Source organism: Nocardioides sp. (assembly GCF_047606145.1).
Classification (GTDB): domain Bacteria; phylum Actinomycetota; class Actinomycetes; order Propionibacteriales; family Nocardioidaceae; genus Nocardioides.
Map to the genome: position 1 here is coordinate 21,057 of NZ_JASGET010000040.1, position 20,936 is coordinate 41,992.

At 70.1% G+C, this 20,936-nt stretch carries 18 protein-coding genes and 1 tRNA gene; 13 read left to right on the forward strand and 6 right to left on the reverse strand.

What is annotated here, in order from left to right; genetic code table 11:
* Positions 1 to 82 precede the first annotated feature (82 nt).
* A complete protein-coding gene (locus QM638_RS05880; RefSeq protein ID WP_415141016.1) occupies positions 83 to 3,931 on the forward strand; it encodes a hypothetical protein in 3,849 nt (1,282 codons plus the stop codon).
* A 32-nt stretch (positions 3,932 to 3,963) separates the two neighbouring features.
* On the forward strand, positions 3,964 to 6,021 hold the full coding sequence (locus tag QM638_RS05885) for an alkaline phosphatase family protein (RefSeq protein WP_415141017.1): 2,058 nt from the start codon (positions 3,964 to 3,966) through the stop codon (positions 6,019 to 6,021).
* A 51-nt stretch (positions 6,022 to 6,072) separates the two neighbouring features.
* Here QM638_RS05885 and QM638_RS05890 read toward each other — a convergent pair whose 3' ends face one another.
* The 5 genes from QM638_RS05890 to glgX all read right to left on the reverse strand — a co-directional run bounded on the left by QM638_RS05890 (position 6,073) and on the right by glgX (position 11,504).
* Positions 6,073 to 6,720 (reverse strand): hypothetical protein, encoded by a 648-nt coding sequence (locus tag QM638_RS05890; RefSeq protein ID WP_415141018.1) that lies wholly within the window; start codon positions 6,718 to 6,720, stop codon positions 6,073 to 6,075.
* 116 nt (positions 6,721 to 6,836) lie between these two features.
* Positions 6,837 to 7,385 (reverse strand): RNA polymerase sigma factor, encoded by a 549-nt coding sequence (locus tag QM638_RS05895; RefSeq protein WP_415141019.1) that lies wholly within the window; start codon positions 7,383 to 7,385, stop codon positions 6,837 to 6,839.
* Between the two features lies 1 nt (position 7,386).
* Positions 7,387 to 8,331 carry a hypothetical protein gene (locus tag QM638_RS05900; RefSeq protein WP_415141020.1) on the reverse strand — a complete coding sequence of 315 codons (945 nt, stop codon included), beginning with the start codon at positions 8,329 to 8,331 and terminating at the stop codon, positions 7,387 to 7,389.
* 79 nt (positions 8,332 to 8,410) lie between these two features.
* Positions 8,411 to 9,133 carry a hypothetical protein gene (locus tag QM638_RS05905; protein WP_415141022.1) on the reverse strand — a complete coding sequence of 241 codons (723 nt, stop codon included), beginning with the start codon at positions 9,131 to 9,133 and terminating at the stop codon, positions 8,411 to 8,413.
* Positions 9,134 to 9,359: 226 nt separating this feature from the next.
* The gene (glgX, locus tag QM638_RS05910) at positions 9,360 to 11,504 is read right to left on the reverse strand and encodes a glycogen debranching protein GlgX (protein WP_415141023.1); all 2,145 of its coding nucleotides are present in this window, start codon (positions 11,502 to 11,504) and stop codon (positions 9,360 to 9,362) included.
* 159 nt (positions 11,505 to 11,663) lie between these two features.
* Here glgX and QM638_RS05915 point away from each other — a divergent pair, with 159 nt between their 5' ends.
* The 5 genes from QM638_RS05915 (at position 11,664) to QM638_RS05935 (ending at position 15,854) form a co-directional block, all read left to right on the forward strand.
* Positions 11,664 to 12,440 (forward strand): enoyl-CoA hydratase/isomerase family protein, encoded by a 777-nt coding sequence (locus QM638_RS05915; RefSeq protein ID WP_415141024.1) that lies wholly within the window; start codon positions 11,664 to 11,666, stop codon positions 12,438 to 12,440.
* Complete coding sequence (locus tag QM638_RS05920; protein ID WP_415141025.1) at positions 12,440 to 12,985, forward strand: hypothetical protein; 546 nt, start codon at positions 12,440 to 12,442, stop codon at positions 12,983 to 12,985. The genes QM638_RS05915 and QM638_RS05920 overlap by 1 nt, the downstream gene beginning before the upstream one ends.
* Positions 12,986 to 13,124: 139 nt before the next feature.
* Positions 13,125 to 13,913: an electron transfer flavoprotein subunit beta/FixA family protein gene (locus QM638_RS05925; RefSeq protein ID WP_415141026.1), complete on the forward strand. Its 789-nt coding sequence runs from the start codon at positions 13,125 to 13,127 to the stop codon at positions 13,911 to 13,913.
* A gap of 19 nt (positions 13,914 to 13,932) precedes the next feature.
* Complete coding sequence (locus QM638_RS05930; RefSeq protein WP_415141027.1) at positions 13,933 to 14,898, forward strand: electron transfer flavoprotein subunit alpha/FixB family protein; 966 nt, start codon at positions 13,933 to 13,935, stop codon at positions 14,896 to 14,898.
* A gap of 29 nt (positions 14,899 to 14,927) precedes the next feature.
* The gene (locus QM638_RS05935) at positions 14,928 to 15,854 is read left to right on the forward strand and encodes a phosphotransferase family protein (RefSeq protein ID WP_415141028.1); all 927 of its coding nucleotides are present in this window, start codon (positions 14,928 to 14,930) and stop codon (positions 15,852 to 15,854) included.
* Between the two features lie 17 nt (positions 15,855 to 15,871).
* On the opposite strand, the gene QM638_RS05940 is transcribed toward QM638_RS05935, so the two are convergent.
* Positions 15,872 to 17,284: a hypothetical protein gene (locus tag QM638_RS05940; RefSeq protein ID WP_415141029.1), complete on the reverse strand. Its 1,413-nt coding sequence runs from the start codon at positions 17,282 to 17,284 to the stop codon at positions 15,872 to 15,874.
* Positions 17,285 to 17,398: 114 nt separating this feature from the next.
* Between QM638_RS05940 and QM638_RS05945 the strand changes: the two genes are divergently transcribed.
* From QM638_RS05945 to QM638_RS05970, 6 genes are all read left to right on the forward strand, one after another.
* Positions 17,399 to 18,679 carry a glutamate-5-semialdehyde dehydrogenase gene (locus QM638_RS05945; RefSeq protein ID WP_415141030.1) on the forward strand — a complete coding sequence of 427 codons (1,281 nt, stop codon included), beginning with the start codon at positions 17,399 to 17,401 and terminating at the stop codon, positions 18,677 to 18,679.
* A gap of 27 nt (positions 18,680 to 18,706) precedes the next feature.
* Complete coding sequence (locus QM638_RS05950) at positions 18,707 to 18,859, forward strand: hypothetical protein (RefSeq protein ID WP_415141031.1); 153 nt, start codon at positions 18,707 to 18,709, stop codon at positions 18,857 to 18,859.
* Complete coding sequence (gene nadD / locus QM638_RS05955; RefSeq protein ID WP_415141032.1) at positions 18,840 to 19,535, forward strand: nicotinate-nucleotide adenylyltransferase; 696 nt, start codon at positions 18,840 to 18,842, stop codon at positions 19,533 to 19,535. The genes QM638_RS05950 and nadD overlap by 20 nt, the downstream gene beginning before the upstream one ends.
* Positions 19,532 to 19,909, forward strand: coding sequence for a ribosome silencing factor (gene rsfS, locus QM638_RS05960; RefSeq protein ID WP_415141033.1), 378 nt, complete (start codon positions 19,532 to 19,534; stop codon positions 19,907 to 19,909). The genes nadD and rsfS overlap by 4 nt, the downstream gene beginning before the upstream one ends.
* Positions 19,910 to 19,919: 10 nt before the next feature.
* On the forward strand, positions 19,920 to 20,528 hold the full coding sequence (locus tag QM638_RS05965) for a histidine phosphatase family protein (RefSeq protein ID WP_415141034.1): 609 nt from the start codon (positions 19,920 to 19,922) through the stop codon (positions 20,526 to 20,528).
* A 74-nt stretch (positions 20,529 to 20,602) separates the two neighbouring features.
* A tRNA-Ala gene (locus QM638_RS05970) sits at positions 20,603 to 20,675 on the forward strand.
* The last annotated feature ends 261 nt before the right edge of the window (positions 20,676 to 20,936 follow it).

Genomic DNA, 20,936 nt, shown 5'->3' on the forward strand with positions numbered 1-20,936 from the left:
GAAGAGAGGTTGCCGGGTGGCATCGAAGCACGACTGGCGAACGCGATTCTCCCGAGTGATAGCGGGAGGCACCATCACCGCCGTGGCGACAGCCACGATCTCGGTGGCCATGACCATGACGACGGCGCCGAGCGCCTCGGCCGCGACCGGATCACAGAGCTACGACCTCACGACCGACGCCTACTGCACGTCGGCGACCGGTCAGGTGACCCCGGCGCTCAACCAGAACCTGATCTCGAACTCGGCCCCCACCGCGGACAGCGTGACCGCACTGAGCGCCCTGTATCCGGACGCGACCCGCGTCGCCGTCAGCGGAACGAGCTACGACAACTATGTCGACGGCGACGGCAACGTGGTCCTGGCGGGCGGCCCGTCGGTCACCGATCCCGGCACCACCGCGCTGCCCGACTGCTGGCTGGACACCTCCTCGCTGGCGGCGACGGACCCGGCCAACGAGATCGCGAGCGCGACCGTGCCGAGCTACCCGGGTTCGCTCGGCGGTGACGGCACCGGCCGCTCGAACCTCTACGGCGGGAAGAGCGCCGACGACGCCGCGGCCGCCGGCACCACCACCGGGCTCTCCCAGGTCATCGATCTGACCGCGCTCGGCGACGTGGACGGCAAGCCGTTCGTGCTGGCCGCGACCCTCGGTGGCTACACCACCCAGACCGACAACACCGTCATGACCGCCACCTGGCTGGCCTCCGACGGCAGCACGTTGGGCCAGACCACCATCGGCCCCGATCTGCCGGCCAGCCGGGACGGCATCTCGATGCAGGACCCCTACACCGCCGCCGGCACGGTTCCGTCCGGGTCGGCCTCGGTCCGTGTCGCGCTCACCTTCACCCATGGCAGCGCCGGACACAACGACGCCAGCGCCTCGGTGCCCTACCTGGCCATCGGCGACCAGCCGTCCTTCACCGCCGACGAGAACGACTACGCCGCGACCTGCTCCGCGAGCGAGACGGTCGCTCCGGTGGTCGGCCAGAATCTGCTGGCCAACCCGAGTGCCGAGCACTCGACCTCGATCGCCCCCACGACCGGTACCGGCCAGACGCAGGCGGTCGTCCCGGACTGCTGGACCTCCCGATCGGGCTATTTCGCCCAGGGTGTGGTCCCGATCGCTCAGGCCGACCGGACGACCGCCGGGGTCAAGGTCACCGCCGACACGGCCGCCAGCTCGGGCTACTACCGCGTGGATGACCCGGACACCGACAACGGCGTCGCGACCGCGGACAACTACCAGGTCTTCTACGGTGGGACCGGGATGAAGACCGGGTCGGTGGCCACCCTGACCCAGACCGTCGACCTGTCCGACCTCGAGGACGAGGACGGCAACGCCGTGACCGCGGCCGGTCAGAGCTACCTGCTCAAGGCCTGGCTCGGCGGCTACACCACCCAGGCGGACAACGCGAAGGCGACCGTCACCTTCACCGACGCCGACGGCACCACGCTGGGCGCGACTCAGATCGGTCCGCTGAGCAGTGCCGTCCGCTCCGCCTACGGCACGCCGAACGGCACCGACAACACCATGCTGCTCCCGCTGTGGAGCAGCGGCACCGTTCCGGACGACGCCACCTCGGCCACGGTCACCATCACCATGGCCGCCACCAAGGACGGCAACAGCGACGGCATGGCCGACGACATCAGTCTCGTCGTCGGGGGTGATGACACCGGCGACTCGGGCGAGGCCCAGTCCTATGACGCCACCGGGTCGACGTACTGCACCGATCAGGTGACCCCGGCCCTCGACACCAACCTGATCTCCAACCCGGACGCGGAGGAGTACGTCTCCGCGGTCAAGCTCGGCGCGCCCGGCGACTCCACGGTCACGGTGCCCTCCTGCTGGGTGAGCGCCTCCGCGCTGGCGGCGCCGAACGCGGTCGCCGAGTCCTACGCGCAGTCGACCACCACCTATCCCTCCGACGACGCCGACCGCGACGCCACCAGCACGCGGGTCTTCTGGGGAGGCACCAATCCCGGTGGCGGCATCGCCGGCGTGGCCACCACCTCGACCCAGACGATCGACCTCGCCGGCCTGGGCGACATCGACGGGCAGTCGTACAAGCTCTCCGGGCTGCTCGGCGGCTACGCGACCCAGAACGACAACGCGGCGGTCACCGCCGCCTTCCTCGACGCCGACGGCAACACCCTGACCACCGGCTCCATCGGCCCGGTGAAGGCCGCCAACCGCGGGTCGGTCTCGAGCCTGGTCACCCAGGGCTGGTACGGCACCGTCCCCGACGGCGCGGCCACGGTGGTCGTGACCATCACGATGACCGCGGTGAGCTCGGGCAACGACAACAACGGCGAGGCCGACAACCTCAGCCTGGTCATCGGACCGAGCACCACCCCGACCGGTCCGATCCTCCAGACCCTTCCCTACGACGCGACCGGCGGCGAGGTCTCGATCGACCCCACCACCGGGCTGCCGCTGCCGCCGGCCGGAGGTCTGTATCGGCCCGGCGGCGTCTCGGCGGCCGACGGAACCGTCTACGCCTCCAACACCGGCGACAACGTGCTGGCCGCGATGGAGAACGGCTCGAGCAGCGTGATCGCCGGCTCGCTCAGCGGGTACGGCGACACCGGTGACGGGGGGCCGGCCGTGGACGCCACCCTCTATCAGCCCAACGGGACGGCCGTCGACGACGACGGCAACCTCTACATCGCCGACACCGGGGACAACGTGGTCCGCGAGATCACCACGGACGGCGTGATCCACCGCATCGCCGGCACCGGCAAGGCCGGCGCGGGTGAGCTGACGGGCACCAGCGTGGCCACCGACACCGCGCTCAACGGGCCCCAGGCGGTAGCGGTCGACGACGACGGGAACGTCTACATCGCCGACACCAACAACAACCGCGTCGTCGAGGTCGGTGCCGACGGCACGATCACCGCGGTGGCGGGCACCGGCAAGGCGGGGTACGACGGCGACGGCGACGTGGCCACGGCGGGCGAGCTCAACAGCCCGAGTGGTCTCGCCCTCGACGCGCGGGGCAACCTCTATATCGCCGATGCCGCGAACAACCTGATCCGTCGGGTCGATGCGAGCACCGCGCAGCTCACCACCGTGGCGGGCGACTACGACCTCGACCAGAGCAACGACGGGCTGGGCGGCTACAGCGGCGACGGCGGCCCGGCCACCTCGGCCCAGCTCAACGACCCGCAGGGCGTCGCTCTGGACGGCGCCGGCGATCTGTTCATCGCCGACACCTTCAATCATGCGATCCGACAGGTGACCTCGGACGGCACGATCTCGACGATCGTCAACTCGTCCGCCACCGCCGGGGGCGAGAGCAGCGGCACGGCGCCGACCGAGTCGCATCTCGACACCCCTCAGGGCGTGGCCGTCGACTCCTCGACGGAGTCGATCTACATCGCCGACACGCACAACAGCCAGATCGCCCAGGTGGTCGGCATCGCCGCGTCCGGCAGCGCCGCCGGGCCGGTCGAGCCCCCTGACCTGATCCCGACGCCCGGGGGCGGTGTCGACGAGGAGAAGCTCAAGGCCGACCGGGCCAAGCTCGCCAAGGACCGCGCGAAGCTGGCCAGCCACCGGGCGAGGCTGACCACGGACCGGGCGAGGCTGACCAAGGCCAGGGCCGGCCTCGCCAAGGACCGGGCGAGGTTGGCCACGGCCCAGCGGAAGCTCACCAAGGACCGAGCCAGGCTCACGACCGCCAAGCGACAGCTCAAGAAGGCCACGGGCGCGAGGCGAGCCGAGCTGCGGAAGAAGGTCAGGTCGCTGACCCGGACGGTCCGGGCCGACCGCACGCGGGTGAGGTCCGACCGCAGGGCCATCACCGCGGACCAGCACCGCGTCCGGGCCGATCAGAAGGCCATCGCCGCAGATCAGAAGGCCATCGCCGGAGACAAGAAGTCGATCGCGGCGGACAAGCAGGCCATCGCCGACGACCTGGCCGGCTCGTGAGCCGGCCGACCACACCGAACGAGAGAAGCGCCATGACGGATCAGGCAGTCGATCCCGCCAACCCCGAGGACCCGCACCACGCAGACAACCCCGCCAACCCCGCCAACCCCGACAACCCCGACGGTCCCGGGAGGACCGACGGACCCCGGCTCGGCTCGGTGCGCGTCTCCCGGCGCACCATGGTCGCCGGAGCGGCTGCGGTCGCGGGCATGGCCGGCATGTCCGGCGTACTGCCGAAACAGCTCGCTGCGGCCGCGGCGGCGGCCGAGCCGACCGACTTCGACCTCGCGCAGATCAAGCACGTGGTGTACGTGATGCAGGAGAACCGGTCGTTCGACCACTACTTCGGGACGTTCCCCGGCGTGCGTGGATTCGACGACCCGACGGCGATGGTCCTGGCCAACGGCAACTCGGTCTTCCAACAGCCCGACTCGGCGAACCCGGATGGCTACCTGGAGCCCTTCCACATGGACACCGCCACCACCGGCGCGGCCGCGATCCCGTCGCTCACCCACGATTGGCGTGACCAGCATGCGTCCTGGAACGACGGCGCGATGGACGGTTGGCTGCACGCCCACATCGCCGCGGACGGGGCCACCAAGGGCTCCTACACGATGGGCTACATGAAGAAGGCCGACATCCCGTTCCACTGGGCACTGGCGGAGAACTTCACCCTGTTGGACAACTACCACTGCTCGGTGATGGGTCCGACCTACCCGAACCGCGCGATCTGGATGTCGGGCACCAACGACCCGCAGGGCGAGCTCGGTGGCCCGATCCTCGAGACGGTGGCCCCCAACACGTTGCAGTGGAAGTCTGCGGCCGAGGTGCTCTACGAGGGCGGCTACACGGTCAAGACCTACACCAGCTCCGGCTCGTACAACTACTTCTCCTGGTGGGCGAAGTTCAAGAGCAAGGGGCTGGTCCCCGATGAGCTCTACAACCGGATCATGGTCAACGGGACCCTCTTCGGGGACGGGAACGGCGGCGTGGGCGACCCGTTGAACCCGACCCTGGCGACCACGGCGTATCTCGGGTTCGAGGAGGACTGCGCCAACGGCACCCTCGCCGACGTGTCGTGGCTCTTCCCCGACGGTCCGTACGCCTCCGACGAGCACCCGCCGAACACACCGGCCGCGGGCGCCTACTTCCTGGCCTCGAAGCTCGAGGCGCTCGCCGCCAACGAGCAGCTGTGGAACTCCACGGTCTTCATCATCAACTACGACGAGAACGACGGGTTCTTCGACCACGTGCCGCCGCCGGTGCCCTCGGCCGACGAGTACCCCGAGGAGTACGTCTCGCTGTCCTCACCCAAGGGCACGCCCGGTGGAGGTCTGCCGGTCGGCGCGGGGTTCCGGGTGCCGTGCCTCATCGTCTCGCCCTGGACCGTCGGCGGTCACATCTACTCCCAGGTCTCCGACCACACCTCGCCGCTGCGGCTCATCGAGGAGATCACCGCGGCCGGTGGCCTCTCCGGAAACGGGGCGGTGAGGTTCGAGGCGATCACCGACTGGCGTCGCGCGACCTTCGACGACCTCGCCGGTGCCTTCCAGACGGAGGCGCAGGATGCGCCGACGGACACCGAGTTCGACTCCGAGACCCGCGAGGCCAACTACGAGGCCCAGCTGGCGGCGTCGACGCAGCCGATGCCGGCGCTGCCGGGCGCGACCCAGTCCCTGCCGCACCAGGAGGACTCGACCACCTCGACGGAGGTCGAGGACGGCACCGTCACCGCCGCTCCGGACCAGACCCCGACCACGGCGGCGGAGTTGGCCAGTGCCGCGGCGAAGAAGGTCCGGGTCAAGGTCACGGCCACCGTCATGGCCGGGCACAAGGCCGCCGTCACGCTGGCCGGCCTCAAGGCCGGCTCGACCATCGTGGTGCGCAATGCCCGCGGCAAGCTCGTGCTGCGCGCACACGCCAATGCCGCGGGCAGGGCCACGCTCAAGATCACGACCAAGCATCTTCACGCCGGCAAGCACGGCTTCACGCTGATGTTCGTCGACACGGCCCGGCGCCATCACACCAACAACATCCGGATCACCGTCAAGGCCCGGCACCGCGGCAAGGCGCATCGGTCGAAGCACTGATCGGTACGGCGTCCGTTGACTGGGCGCCGGAGGATCGGCACGTCGTCCTGTCTAGTCGTCCTTCACGTCGACGACGAGGCGGGACGGGTTGGTGAGCGCGAAGACCCGGAACGGGGCCTTGTCGCCGTCGATGCCCAGGAACAGCTGGCTGTAGCCCTCGAAGACGCCGCCGACGTTGAGGTCCTCGATGTCTCCGCCGTGCTCGGGTGCGAAGTGCCGGGCGCCGTGGAAGAAGTCCTCGGCGGTCTTGGGGTACCCCTTGCGGATGGTCACGCCGGAGATGCTGACCTCGAGGACGTGGTCGCCGTCGACGTCGACGACCTCGCCGCTGCCGTCGGCTCTCGGCGTCTTGACGTACCGCGCGCTCCAGCCCGGAGTGCCGGTGCCCTTGAACTCGACCACCACCCGGTCGAAGCCGTCGTGCTCGCTGACGCGGACGTCGCGCAGCACGAGATCCCAGGCTCCCGTGTTCTTGCCGAACTGACGAGCGGTGCCGGAGGGGAAGTCCAGGGCGTTCACGTCCGCCGCGTCCGAGGGCGTCGGGGTGGTCGACTGGGTGGTCGACTGGGTGGGAGTGGTCGTCGTACCGGTGCTGCCGCCCGACGCGGGGGCGCCGGCATCGGTGGCACCGGAGCCGCAGGCCGTCAGCAGGGACGTTGCCGCCACGAGCCCGAGCATGGTGGTGGTTCTGCGTCGCATGATCGCTCCTTCACAAGGGACGCCAGGGTGCGTCCGGCATGGGGGGAGACACGCCGGTGGCCGATTTGGTTGCCGCCCGCCGGAGCTGGCGGCCGCGGTGGCCCGACCGGTTCGCCCTAGGGCTGCGCCGAGTGGGAGGCGGCCGCGGAGCTCACGCCCGAGCGCCCCGCGACGAGGTCTCGCAACTCCGGGTCCGCGGCCAGGGCCCGCCGGATGCGGTGCAGGCGTACGCGCGCCGTACCCGGTCGGATGCCGAGTACGACCGAGACCTCGGCCGTGGTCATGCGCTCCCACTCGACCAGCTGGATCAGCTCGCGGTCGTCGGGTCGGAGGCGGCCCAGCGCGGCGGTCACCACGCCACAGGTGTGCTCGCGCTCGGCGTCCGGCGCCGGGTCGGGCCGTGCCGCGGCGTCTTCGCCGACCTCCTTCTCCCGATCCCGCCTCCGGGCATCGGTGAGAAGCAGCCGACGCGCCGTACCGAAGAGCCAGGCTCGGCGCAGCAGCGCCGACGGCAGATCCGCGCGGCGGCGCCAGGCGATCGCGTACACCTCGGCGACCAGGTCCTCGGCGTCGAGAGCACCGCGCCGCCGGACGTAGCCGAGAACCTCGGTCGCGGTCGCCCGGTAGAGCTGCTCGAACTCCGATGCGGCGATGGTGCGCGCCATCTCAGTGCTTCAGCGGATTCGACGGGAGATCCGACGGCACCGCCTGCGGGAAGTCCGGCATCAGATCGGGATCGCAGGTGCCTTCGTCGGCGAGCACCGAGCCCATCTCGGCGGCGTCGTCGCTGAGCGCGGCCTTGCGGAGCAGCGGGAAGTAGCCCGCGACGCTGCCGATCCGTTCTGTCTCCATGCGGGTGACCCGCTTGCCTCCGACCCGGCGCAGAACCTTGTCGGGCGTGCCGTCCTGGCCGAGGATGGAGCTCTTCGTGATCCTTCCGCCTGCTCGGTAGGTGACCTTGACCCGTACCGTCCGCATCGTCTGCTTGGCGTCGATGGCGGTGACCGCCGACCACGACGGCGCCTCCTCGAGCATCTTCGCGGCGGTCTCCTTGGCGGAGGTGTCGCCCGCCGCGCCAGCGGCAACCCATTCGTTCGCCCAGGCGCAGACGGCTGCCTGGGCGGTCCAGAAGCGCATCGCTCCGGTCGACTCGGTCGACGTGCCGATCGGTTCTCGTTGACCGTCCTGGACCAGATCCTGCCGCGAGATGCGCCGTGCCTTGTCGCTCGGGAAGGGGATGTCGGTGGTCTCCTGGTCGACCACGTCGCCGAAGTCGGGAGCGGCCGGATCCAGGTACTCGCCGGGGCCGCCCAGCCTGAGATCCTCCGCGTCGGAAGGGTAGCGCCCGGTGTGGGCGGAGATCACTCCCGCAGCGGCGACTCCGCCGAGCGTCATGGTCACGGCGGCGATCACGCCACCGACGACCAGGCGAGCCCGCCGCCGACGCCGCGCCTTGGCAGTGGGCATCCGGTCTCGAACCCCGCACCAGATCAGGTCGAGCTCCTGCTGCGAGACGTCCGGGACCGGCGGCGCGGCGGCCGCGATCGTGCGGGAATGCTCCTCTGTCCACCGCGGGGTGTGCACCGGTTCCTCCAGGAGTGTGTGAGCCACATCTTCACCCATGAAGTGTCGAGGTGTTACAGCTCCGCGAGAGCCGTGCGGCTCGACGGCTCCGCGGACCCGCGTGCTGTCACGCCAGCAGCCGGTCGACCCGAGAGAAGAATCGCGAGCCGGCATCGATCCGGGGACCGACGACGGACCCATGCCGCCGCAGCGTGAGGGACGGGTCGCAGCCCGATCCTCCCGTCACGGTGTAGACCCCATCGGGGCCGGTGAAGCGGAGCCGGTAGGTCTGCGAGACCCGCATCATCGGGCAGCCGCGCACCACCGCCACCACGGTGGCCCCGGGGAGGGCGTCGAAGCGCCGGACCAGGCGACGGACCGTCGCGGGCTCCGTGATGGTGGCGGTGGCCACCCGGCGCCGCCGGGGCGAGTCGGCCGGGATCGAGACCCGGCGGATGGTGACCCGGTCGCTGGACACCGGAACCACCCGGTGACGGGCGCGCCGAGGATCGACGAAGTCGTCGAGCCACACCAGCGTGTGGTCGCCCCGGGCCACGTACCCCAGATGGAGCTGCGGCGCGGCGTACGCGGTGGTGTCGCGGCCGTCGTACCAGGCCTCGAGGAGGGTGCCGGACGACGACGTCGTCTGGCCGGAGGGGATGCCGCCCTCGACTCGCAGGCCGTCCGGCCGGTTCCGGCGCAGCCATCGCTCCAGCGCGGCTCGCCTCAGCGGTACCGACCACCAGCGCTGCCGGACCAGTCCGGCTCGAGTGGCGTCGAAGTAGCCCCTCGGCGCGCCCCGTGGTCGGACGATGCGGGTCGATCCGGTGGGCAGCGGGAAGTCGCGCACCAGCCGCGCCGCCGTTGTTCGGGCCGTTCGGACGTTGCCGGCGGTCGTGGGCGACGACGCCGCCTCGACCGAGGACCCGGGGGCGACGCAGCCGGTGACAGCCGTGACGGTCCCGACCAGGAGCGCTGCGAGCGATGCGTGCAGGCGACGGTGACTGTCCATACCGGGGTGACCCATACCCGGAGGACGCCGCACCGCCACCCGGCGTTGCAGCTCCGTGCGCCTGTCAGTACGCCTGGATGACCACCACCGTGCGCGCGCCGAGGACCAGCTGCTGGCCGGCGTGCACCGCGGTGGCGGCCGGCAGGGCCGGGTCGGTGGAGATCACCACGTCGCCGGCCTGCACCCAGTCGTTAGTCGGCAGCGTGATCGGCACCGGCTCGGCCGAGGCGTTGAACCACATCACGAACGAGGCGTCGACCAGCTGTTCGCCGTGCGGGCCGGGCTCGCGCAGCGGGTGACCGGACATGAAGACGCCGAGCGTCCGCAGACCGGCGTCGGCCCAGTCGCCGTCGTTCATCTCCCGGCCGTCCGGGTGGAGCCAGGCCAGGTCCTTGGGCCCGCCGACGATGGTCGGGGTCCCCTCGAACCAGTGCCGCTGCCGCAGCGCCGGGTGATCGCGCCGGAGCCGGAGCGCGGTCTTGGTCAGCTCGTAGACGTCGAGCCAGGCGTCGTCGGGGCGCCAGTCGATCCAGGAGATCTCGTTGTCCTGGCAGTAGGCGTTGTTGTTGCCGCGCTGGGTCCGGCCTCGCTCGTCGCCGGCGGTGATCATCGGGACCCCGTTCGACAGGCACACCGTGAGCATCAGGTTGGCCGCCTGACGTCGCCGCAGCGCCACGATGGCGGCGTCGTCGGTCTCACCCTCGACGCCATAGTTGTCGGACCGGTTGTTGTCGCTGCCGTCCCGGTTTCCTTCGCCGTTGGCCTCGTTGTGCTTGGCGGCATAGGAGACCAGGTCGCGGACGGTGAAACCGTCGTGCGCGGTGATGAAGTTCGCCGAGTTGTACGCCGACCGACCGTCGTCGGCGTACAGGTCCGAGGAGCCGGCGATCCGCGTCGCCACCGTCCGTACGCCGTCCGACCGGCCCCGCCAGAAGTCTCGGATGGTGTCTCGGTACTGGTCGTTCCATTCCACCCACGGCGGTGGCATCCGGCCCACCAGATAGCCGTCCATGGAGGTGTCCCACGGTTCGGCGATCAGCTTGACGTGGCGCAGGATCGGATCCTGGCCGATGGCGATCAGCAGGGCGCAGTGGAAGTCGATCTCGGTGCCGGTCCGGGTCAGCGCCGAGGTCAGGTCGAAGCGGAACCCGTCGACGTGCATGTCGGTGACCCAGTAGCGCAGTGAGTCCAGGATCAGGCGCAGCGCGAGATCGTTCCAGGTGTTGACGGTGTTGCCGCAGCCGGTGACGTCCCAGTAGGTGTCGTCGAAGCCGTCGGCGCTGGGGACCCGCTTGTAGAAGCCACGGTCGTCGAGCCCGCGGAAGGAGATCGTCGGGCCGAGGGGCCCGGCCTCGGCGGTGTGGTTGTAGACGACGTCGAGGATCACCTCGAGGCCGCCGGCGTGCAGCGCCTTGACCATCTCCTTGAACTCGCGCACCTGCTCGCCGCGGTCGCCCGAGGAGGAGTAGCCGGCGTCGGGGGAGAAGTAGGAGACGGTGTTGTAGCCCCAGTAGTTGACCTTCCCGCGCTCCAGGAGCGACGGCTCGGAGAAGAACTGGTGGACCGGCAACAGCTCGACGGCGGTGACCCCGAGATCGCGCAGGTAGTCGACCACGTGGGGTGTCGCCAGCCCGGCGTACGTGCCGCGCAGCGGCTCGGGGACCCGGTCGTGGAGCTCGGTGAAGCCCTTGACGTGCAACTCGTAGATGACGGTGTCGCGCCAGCGGGTCCGCATCGGCGCGTCGCCGGCCCAGTCGAACCGGGGATCGACCACCACGCTGCGGCCGGTGATCGGCGCGGAGTCCAGGCTCGAGGCGGCTGTCGGATCGTTCCAGTCGTAGCCGAACAGCGCGGGGTCGTTGCGGATCGTCCCGGATGTCGCGAGCGCATAGGGGTCCAACAGCAGTTTGTGCACGTTGAACCGCAGCCCCTGGGCAGGGGCCCACGGCCCGTCGGCCCGGTAGCCGTAGCGCTGACCCGGCGCGATCCGGGGGATCGCGCCGTGCCAGATCCCCTGGGACGGCTCGGCGAGTCGGTGCCGGGTCTCCTGGTCGTCCTCGTCGAACAGGCAGAGCCAGACGGCCGTCGCGTTCGGCGCGTAGACCGCGAAGTTGGTCGACTCCGGCGTCCAGGTCGCGCCCAGCGGCCAGTTGCGCCCGGGCCACACGCGGGCTCGCTCACCCAGTTCGTTCCACATCTGCGCGCTCACGGGCGGCATTCTTTCCGATGTTCGCCCCGAGGCAGGGCATAACCCCCGAAGCACCCGGGCGTTCACCCTGGTAACCAGCCAGTAACGTGACCCCTGTAACAGTTCGCCACGCGATCGTGAGCGGGGGCTGCCGCCGCTCACGATTCAGGGAGGGAAGCCATGGAGTTCGTGCGGCTCGAGGTCGACGACGGCGTCGCCACGTTGCGGTTGGACCGGCCGAAGATGAATGCGATCAACACGCAGGTCCAGGCCGAGCTGCGCGAGGCCGCGGCGGAGGCCAGCAGCCGCGAGGACATCCGGGCGGTCGTGCTGTACGGCGGCGAGCGACTCTTCGCCGCCGGCAACGACGTCAAGGAGATGGCCGACCTCTCCTACACCGACATGGTCGATCTCGCGGATTCGGTGCAGCAGGCGGTCACGGCCGTCGCGCAGATCCCGAAGCCGGTCGTCGCCGCGGTGACCGGCTATGCGCTCGGTGGCGGCTGCGAGCTTGCGCTCGCCGCCGACGTGCGGATCGCCGCCGAGGACGCCACCTTCGGCCAGCCCGAGATCCTGCTGGGGATCATCCCGGGCGCCGGCGGGACCCAGCGCCTGGCCCGGCTGGTCGGCCCGAGCAAGGCCAAGGACCTGATCTTCACCGGCCGGTTCGTGCCGGCCGAGGAGGCGCTGTCGATCGGACTGGTGGACAGGGTCGTCCCCGCCGAGGAGGTCTATCCGGCGGCACGGGCGTGGGCGAGGACGTTCCGCACCGGTGCGGCGTACGCCTTGCGAGCGGCCAAGGCGGCGATCGACCATGGTCTCGAGGTCGATCTGGCGACCGGGCTGGCCATCGAGCGGCAGCAGTTCGCCGGGCTGTTCGCGACCGAGGATCGGGCCATCGGCATGACCTCGTTCGTGGAGAACGGACCGGGCAAGGCAGCGTTCAAGGGGCGATGATGATCAAGGCAGGTGACCATGATGCGGCCAAGGATCGGCGCGGCGAGGTGAGCGAGCCGGACGAGACTCGGGCCGCCGAGCCAGCGACCGACGAGAAGGCGGACGCCGTACCGGACGAGGCGAAGGCCGATCCGGATCGGGTCGAGGAATCGCGGCCCACGGCGGCGCAGTCAGCCCCGGCGCAGCAGAAGTCGGAGAAGGCCGCGAGGAGGTCCCGCGGCAGGATCGAGGTCGGCAGGACCGTCCGCACGATCCGCACCTACCTCGGACGACTCGTCTGGCTGGTGTGTCTGCTGGCTGCGTTGGTGCTGGCGGTCGGCGCGTTGTTGATCGCGCTCGGGGCCAACCAGGACAACGGCCTGGTCAAGGAGGTCTTGAAGCTGGCCGATGTCGCCGATCTCGGGGTGTTCTCCCGCGACAACGGGATCAAACAGTTCAGCCCGCCGGACGCGGCGACCAAGAACGCCCTGTTCAACTGGGGCATCGGTGCGCTGTGCTGGCTGATCGGCGGCCGGATCCTCGACCGGATCATCCGCCCTCGCTGAGGCCGGGCCGAGCCCGAGCCATGTGAGATTCTCAACGCCCACCTCGGGTGTCGCGGCCGAGTGACTGGCCCGTAACATCGCGAGCGAACTACGACGAGTGCAGGAGGGGCCGTTCCGGCCACACGCCATGAACATTGTTGTGCTTGTGAAGTATGTCCCGGATGCGACCGCGGACCGGAAGTTCGAGGATGACTTCACCGTTGATCGGGTCGAGGTCGACGGGTTGTTGTCGGAGTTGGATGAGTATGCGGTGGAGCAAGCGCTGCAGATCAAGGAGAAGCGCACCGACGACGAGGTCGTGGTGACGGCGTTGACCGTGGGTCCGCAGGCAGCGGAGGCTGCGGTGCGTAAGGCGTTGCAGATGGGTGCGGACCAGGGCATTCATGTGGTTGATGATGCGATTGCCGGCTCGGACGCGGTGGCGACCTCGTTGGTGTTGGCCAAGGCGGTGGAGAAGGCCGGTGCCGAAGCCCCGGTGGACTTGGTGATCGGTGGGTTGGCGGGTACCGACTCGATGATGGGGGTGGTGCCGGCGATGCTGGCCGAGCGGTTGGGCCTTCCGCAGGTGACCCAGGCCTCGGTGGTCGAGACCCAGGGTGATCAGGTCCGGATCAAGCGCGACGGCGACACCGCGACGGAGGTGATCGGTGGGACGATGCCGTTGGTGTTGTCGGTGACCGACCAGTCCGGTGAGGCCCGGTATCCGTCGTTCAAGGGGATCATGGCGGCGAAGAAGAAGCCGATGCAGACCTGGTCGTTGGCGGATCTGGGCGTGGAGCCCGATCAGGTCGGTCTGGCGGCGGCCTGGACCCAGGTCGCGGAGGTGACGGCGCGGCCGCCACGGACGGCCGGGGAGATCGTGAAGGACGAGGACGGCTCGGGCGCGAAGGCGCTGGCCGGTTTCCTCGCGAGCAAGAAGTTCATCTGAGGACCAGGGGGTCGTGGATATGTCTGAGGTTCTGGTTCTCGTCGACCAGGTCGGCGGCGCGGTGAAGAAGCCGACCTATGAGTTGTTGACGATCGCTGGGCGGTTAGGTGAGCCGGCAGCGGTCTTCATCGGTTCTCCGGATCAGGCGGGGGCGGTCGCGGAGGCGGTCAAGGCTTACGGCGCGGAGAAGGTCTATGTGATCGACGATGCGCAGATCAGGGGCTATCTGGTGGCGCCGAAGGCCGAGGCGCTGGCTCAGCTGGCGGCCGACAAGGATCTGGCGGCGATCTTGTTGCCGTCGAATGCGGAGACCAAGGAGGTCGCGGCCCGGTTGGCGATCAAGCTGGAGTCCGGGGTGATCACCGATGCGGTCGAGGTGACCGCGGGTGGTGAGGGGTCCGCGGTGGTGACCCAGTCGGTGTTCGCCGGTGGTTTCACCCTGGCGGGCACGGTGGTCAAGGGGACCCCGATCATCACCGTCAAGCCGAACTCGGCGACACCGCAGGAGTCGCCGGGTGCGGGTGTGGTGGAGCAGGTCGCGGTGAAGATCTCCGAGGGGGCCAGGACGGCGCAGATCGTGGCCTCGCAGCCCCGGGCGGCCTCGGGTCGGCCGGAGTTGACCGAGGCCGCGATCGTGGTCTCGGGGGGTCGGGGGACCGGGGGTGACTTCGCTCCGATCGAGGCGTTGGCCGATGCGTTGGGTGCCGCGGTGGGTGCCTCGCGTGCCGCGGTGGACTCGGGTTGGATCCCGCACACCTTCCAGGTCGGCCAGACCGGGAAGACTGTGAGCCCGCAGTTGTATGTGGCCAACGGGATCTCCGGGGCCATCCAGCACCGGGCCGGGATGCAGACCTCCAAGACCATCGTGGCGGTCAACAAGGACGAGGAGGCCCCCATCTTCGAACTCGTCGACTTCGGTGTGGTCGGCGACCTCCACACCGTCCTGCCCGCCCTCACCGACCAGATCAACCAACACAAGAACTAAGAAACGCCGAGCAGCGAGACGCACCACGCATGACTTCCGAGCCCTCGTTGCGCCCGTTGGAGGGTGGTTGGTCGGGGGAGACGTTCCTGTCCGACTTCGCCGGCGAGCGCAGCGTGGTGCGGCTCTTCGCCGGTCCGCGGCACAACCCACAGGCAGCGCAGATCCAGGCCTCGCTGCATCGACTCGTGGCCGGGCTGGTGCCGGTGCCGCAGGTCCGCGAGGTGCGGCTCGCGGACCCGGCCACCGGTACGCCGGCGATGCTGATCACCGAGTTCGTCGACGGCGTCCGCGGGGACCTGCTGCTGGCCGAGCTCGGCGGTGACGACCGGTATACGGCCGGGGCGGCGCTCGGCGAGGTCGCCGGCACGCTGTCGCGGATCCCGATGCTTCGCGCCGGGACCTTCCTCGACCCGGACCTGCGCGTCGAGCCGTTCGAGCTGTGGCTGCCCGACTGGCTCGAGCGGTACGCCGACCGGCTGGGCCTGGCCGCGGACGAGCTGGGCCGGCTGCGCGAGGTGGTGGACGAGGTCGCCGAGACGTTGGCGGAGCACCCGCGGGTCTGCCTGGTGCACAGCGACCTTAATCCGAAGAACGTCATCCTCGACCCGGACTCGCTCACCGTCCGGGCGGTCGTGGACTGGGAGTACAGCCACGCCGGTCATCGGTTCACCGATCTCGGCAACCTGGTCCGCTTCGACCGCCAGCCCGACTACCTCGCCGGGGTGCTGACGGGATGGCGGCAGGCCGGCCTGCGACATGCGGGCGAGGCGACCCCGAGCGACGAGACGATGCTGACGCTGGCCGGCGGCGCCGACCTGGTCGCGCTGATCGAGCTGGCCGCACGGCGTACCGCCAACCCGGTCGCGGCCAGAGCCCATCGCAAGCTGCGCGCCATCGCGGCGACCGGCGATCTCGCCGCCCCGGTGCCCGACCAGTCCTCCCCCACGCACGCCTGAGGCCCTCGTCGGTGGCCTCAGCGCCCGGCGAGGCGTCGCCTGTTCGCCTCCAGGTCGTTGTGCAGCTCGACGTCGCTCTTGTGGATGTCGCGCCCGACGATCTCCAGCACCGAGGCGGCATCGTCGATGTTGCGGGCGTTGTCGGCGAGATAGCCGGCCAGGGTCGACGCGAGCCCGCTCACCTCCGGGAAGGGCCCCGTCGCGCCGATCCCGATCCCGGAGGGACGTGCCCAGCAGGCGCTGCTGCCGCTGATGTCGTCCAGACCCTTCTCCGCGGAGCGATAGGCCCCACTGAGGATGGGCATGATCTCGGTGGCCACGAACTTCAGGCCGGAGAGCTTCATCTCCAGGTCGTTCGAGGTCCGGTAGTCGCTCGCCGTGGTGTCGCCGAGCAGCTGGGGCGTGCCGAGGGAGAAGCTGCGCTGCTCGGTGCCGTCGGTGATGGTGTCGTGGTCGGTGGTCATCGCGGTGCGGATGCCGTCCTCCTCGCCCCTGATCTGGCTCTTCAGCGTCTCGATCGCCTGGGCGACGTTGCTCAGCACCCCGAGGGGATCGCCGGCCTGGAGCGGCTGGTGCTCCGGCTTGCTCTTGGGCACATGGCTGTAGGCGGTCTTGAGCACGGAGTTGATGGTCGAGACCGCCTTGGCGCCCTCGCTCACCCCGGGGATCAGGCCGGCGACGTCGGCGACCGAGCCGATCACGTCCAGTAGGACGGTCAGGTCACCGCCGCCGCGGCCATCGGCGCTCTTCATCGCCGCGGCGGCCTGCCCGGCGATGTCGGCGATGCCCTGACGGGCCTTGGCCCAGACCTTCTGCTCCCCGACGACGGCGATCCACAGCGCGCACGCGACGGCTTCCTGGGACGCCGTCACGTCCTCGAGCGGGTCGGCGTAGAGCAGCTTGAAGGTCCGGATCGCATAGCCGTCCATGCCGTCGAGATCCTGGTCGAGGTTCTGCAGCGCCGAGCCGAGCTGCGGGTCGCCGCCGAAGAGATCGTTGCCGGGGGTCTCCACCTTGTCGGCACTGAAGGCCAGGGCGCTCGCGGCCGTGCGGGCACCAGCGATCGGGCCGTCGAAGCCGGGCGTCGCGCCGGGCGGGGTCGGTGCCGGGATCCGGTACCAGTCCTCGAACAGTTCGTTGACCCGTTTCCAGTAGTAGTTCTGCATGCTGGGGATGTCGTCGAAGGGCCATTCGGGGCGGAAGTGCACGAACGACTCGTACTGCCCGGTCGGATCGGTCACCCGTCCGCCGGGCTCGAACGTGCTCCCCACGTAGCGGCCGCCGAGTGGTGCGACCCGGACCAGCGGGTCGCCGCCGGAGTAGCCGTCGTCCTTGTTCCCGCCGTACCCGTTGAGGTGCATGGTGGCGTCGATGGCGCCGTCGACGATGTCGATCAGGTACTGCGCGAAGTTGTCGAAGCTGTAGCTCACGATTGCCACGTCCCTGGGTCGGCTGCGCCTTGTCTGGTCGAGAGGGCACGTTCCCGGCAGGCCGCCGCTGAAACCGCCGCTCCTCCCGGGCCGCCGCCCGACTAGGCTGGTGCCATGACTGAGGCCGATGCCGAGACCGCGATCGGGGCCGCCGGGGCAGTTCGCGAGGTCGCGCTGCGGGCGCGGGTGGCGAGCTACGAGCTGGCCGTGGCCACCCGGGCGGCCAAGGATGCCGCGCTCGGTGCGATGGCCGACGCCCTGACCGGGCGGTCCGCGGAGATCCTGGACGCCAACGCCGAGGACGTGGCGCGTGCGGGAGCGAACGGTACGCCGACCAACATCATCGACCGGCTGCGACTCGACCAGGACCGACTGGCGGGGATGGCGACGGGGCTGCGCGACGTCGCCGCGCTGCCGGACCCGGTCGGGGAGGTGGTGCGCGGCAACCTGGTCGCCAACGGCCTGGAGATCCGGCAGGTCCGGGTCCCGTTCGGCGTCATCGGGATGATCTACGAGGCCCGCCCCAACGTGACCGCCGACGCCGCCGGGATCTGCCTGAAGTCCGGCAACGCGGTGCTGCTGCGCGGCTCCTCCAGCGCACGCGCCAGCAACGCGGCGATCGTGGCGGTGCTGCGCGATGCCGCCCGGGCGTGCGGCCTGCCGGCCGACGCCATCCAGCTCGTGCCGGGCGAGACCCACGAGAGCGTCAAGGCACTGATGCGGGCCCGGGGACTGGTCGACCTGCTGATCCCGCGCGGGGGAGCGGGGCTGATCGACAGCGTGGTCACCGAGTCGACGGTGCCGGTGATCGAGACCGGCGTCGGCAACGTGCACGTCTATGTCGACGCCGCCGCCGACCTCGACAAGGCGCTCGCCATCGTGCTCAACTCCAAGACCCACCGGACCTCGGTGTGCAACAGCGCGGAGTCGCTGCTGGTGCACACCGACGTCGCCGGGGAGTTCCTGCCGCGGGTCTCGGCGGCGCTGCAGCGGGCCGGGGTGACCATCCACGGCGACTCTCGCTTCGCGGAGCTGGACGGGGTGGTCCCGGCCACCGACGAGGACTACCAGCGGGAGTACCTGGCGCTGGACATCGCCGCGGCCGTCGTACCGGATCTCGAGGCGGCCATCGCGCACATCCGGCGCTGGTCCAGCGGACACACCGAGGCGATCGTCACCGAGGACCTGGCCGCGGCCCGCCGGTTCACCGCCGCCGTCGACTCGGCCGCGGTGATGGTCAACGCCAGCACCCGCTTCACCGACGGCGGTGAGTTCGGCTTCGGCGCCGAGATCGGGATCAGCACCCAGAAGCTGCACGCCCGCGGGCCGATGGGGCTGACCGAGATGACCAGCACCAAGTACGTCGTGGTCGGCGACGGCCAGGTGCGTGAGTGAGCCGGGCGGGGCTGTAGCCTTCGGTCTATGTCGTCTGTTCTCCTCGCCCGGGTGAGTGCCGAGGCCGCCGAGCACTCCGAGAAGGTCAACCACTGGATCGTCGGCGCGGTCGCGCTGGCGGTGCTCCTCGGCGCGCTGCTCGCCATGCTCCTCTTCGCCGGTGGGCGCGAGCACTCCTGAGCCCGGATCGGCCGGGTCGCCCTGCTCGTCCGATCGGGGCGGGTCCGCCGGCAGGGCAGGCGCACGCCGGGTCGGGGTGATGGGTGGCACCTTCGACCCGATCCATCACGGCCACCTCGTGGCCGCCTCCGAGGTGCAGTCCTACTTCGACCTCGACGAGGTCATCTTCGTGCCGACCGGCGCGCCCTGGCAGAAGGCCGACCGGACGGTCTCGCCGGCCGAGCACCGCTACCTGATGACGGTGATCGCCACCGCGGCGAACCCGCACTTCACCGTCAGCCGGGTCGACATCGATCGGGGCGGGCCGACCTACACCATGGACACGCTGCGGGATCTGGGCGCGGCGCTGCCGGATGCGGAGCTCTTCTTCATCACCGGCGCGGACGCGCTGGCGGAGATCTTCACCTGGCGCGGTGCCGACGAGCTCTTCCGCTACGCCCAGTTCGTCGGCTGCACCAGGCCGGGCTACACCATGGATCCCGAGGTGCTCGCCAAGATCCCCTCCGACCGGGTCACGATGCTGGAGATCCCGGCGCTGGCGATCTCCTCGACCGACTGCCGGGAGCGGCACAGCCGCGGTGAGCCGGTCTGGTATCTGGTGCCCGACGGTGTCGTGCAGTACATCGGCAAGCACCGCCTCTATCAATCGCCCCCGACCAGTCAGGATGGGCAATGACCGCCACCGAGCATGCGCTCGAGCTCGTCGTCACCGCCGCCCGCGCGGCCTCGGAGAAGCTCGCCACCCAGATCACCGCGTTCGACGTCAGTGACCAGCTGGCCATCACCGACGCCTTCCTGCTCGCCTCGGCGCCCAACGAGCGCCAGGTGTCCTCGATCGTCGACGAGATCGAGGAGAGGCTGCGCGAGCTCGACGCCAAGCCGATCCGCCGGGAGGGACAGCAGGAGGCCCGCTGGGTGCTGCTCGACTACGGCGACGTGGTGGTGCACGTGCAGCACGAGGAGGAGCGGCAGTTCTACGCGCTCGAGCGGCTGTGGCGCGACTGCCCGACGATCGCGCTGCCGGCCGACGTCGTCTCGCACGAGCGATAGGCCGGCCCGGGTGCGCCGACTGATCCTGCTGCGGCACGGCGAGACGGCCTGGAACGCGGCCGGGCGCTGGCAGGGGCATGCCGACATCGAGCTCTCCCAGGCCGGAGTGCTGCAGGCGAAGGCAGTGGCGGCCCGGCTCGCCGAGCTGCAGCCGGAGTTCGTGATCGGGTCGGACCTGGCCCGGGCGGCCCGGACCGCACAGATCGTCGCCGAGGCCGCAGGCGTGGTGGCGTCGTACGACGAGCGGCTGCGGGAGATCCACGTCGGCGAGATCTCCGGGTTGACCGGCGCCGAGGCGATCGCCCGCTTCGGACCCGGTCCCTACGACCACAGCGAGCACGGCGGCGAGCACCGTGATCAGGTCGTCGTACGCATGCTCGCGGTCGTGCACGAGGCGCTCGCCCGACTGCACGACGGCGCGACCGGCGTGCTCGTCGGCCACGGCGCGGCGCTCCGGATCGCGGTGCCCGACATCGTGGGCTGGCCGGCCGAGGTCGTTCCGACACTCGGCTCACTGGCCAACTGCGGCTGGATCGAACTGACCGAGGAGGCACCCACCTCCGAGCGCCAGCTGCGCTGGCGGCTGGCGGCGTACAACCGGGTGGCCCCGATTTCCTGAACCCTCGGGCCGTCCGCTAATGTTCTCGTCGTTGTCCGGACGTCCGGGCAACGCCGGTCGGAGTGATCTGACATGGGGCTGTGGCGCAGCTGGTAGCGCATCTGCATGGCATGCAGAGGGTCAGGGGTTCGAGTCCCCTCAGCTCCACGTAAGTTGAGAAATTCGAGACTTGCCCCGTCTGATGGCGGGGCAGTTTTGTTTCCGGGCCTGGTTGGGTGGCCGCGCCGGGATGGGCGTGCGCGAGGACGGTGGCGACGGGCTCGTCGGCGATCGTGGTGATGGTTTCGTCGTCCTCGACGATGATCTTGGTGAACAGGGCACGGTTGAGCATGCGGCGTTCAGTGGGATCGCATTTGGCGTAGAGGTCGTCGAGGTTGGTCAGGATCGAGAGGATCTGATCGAGCCCGG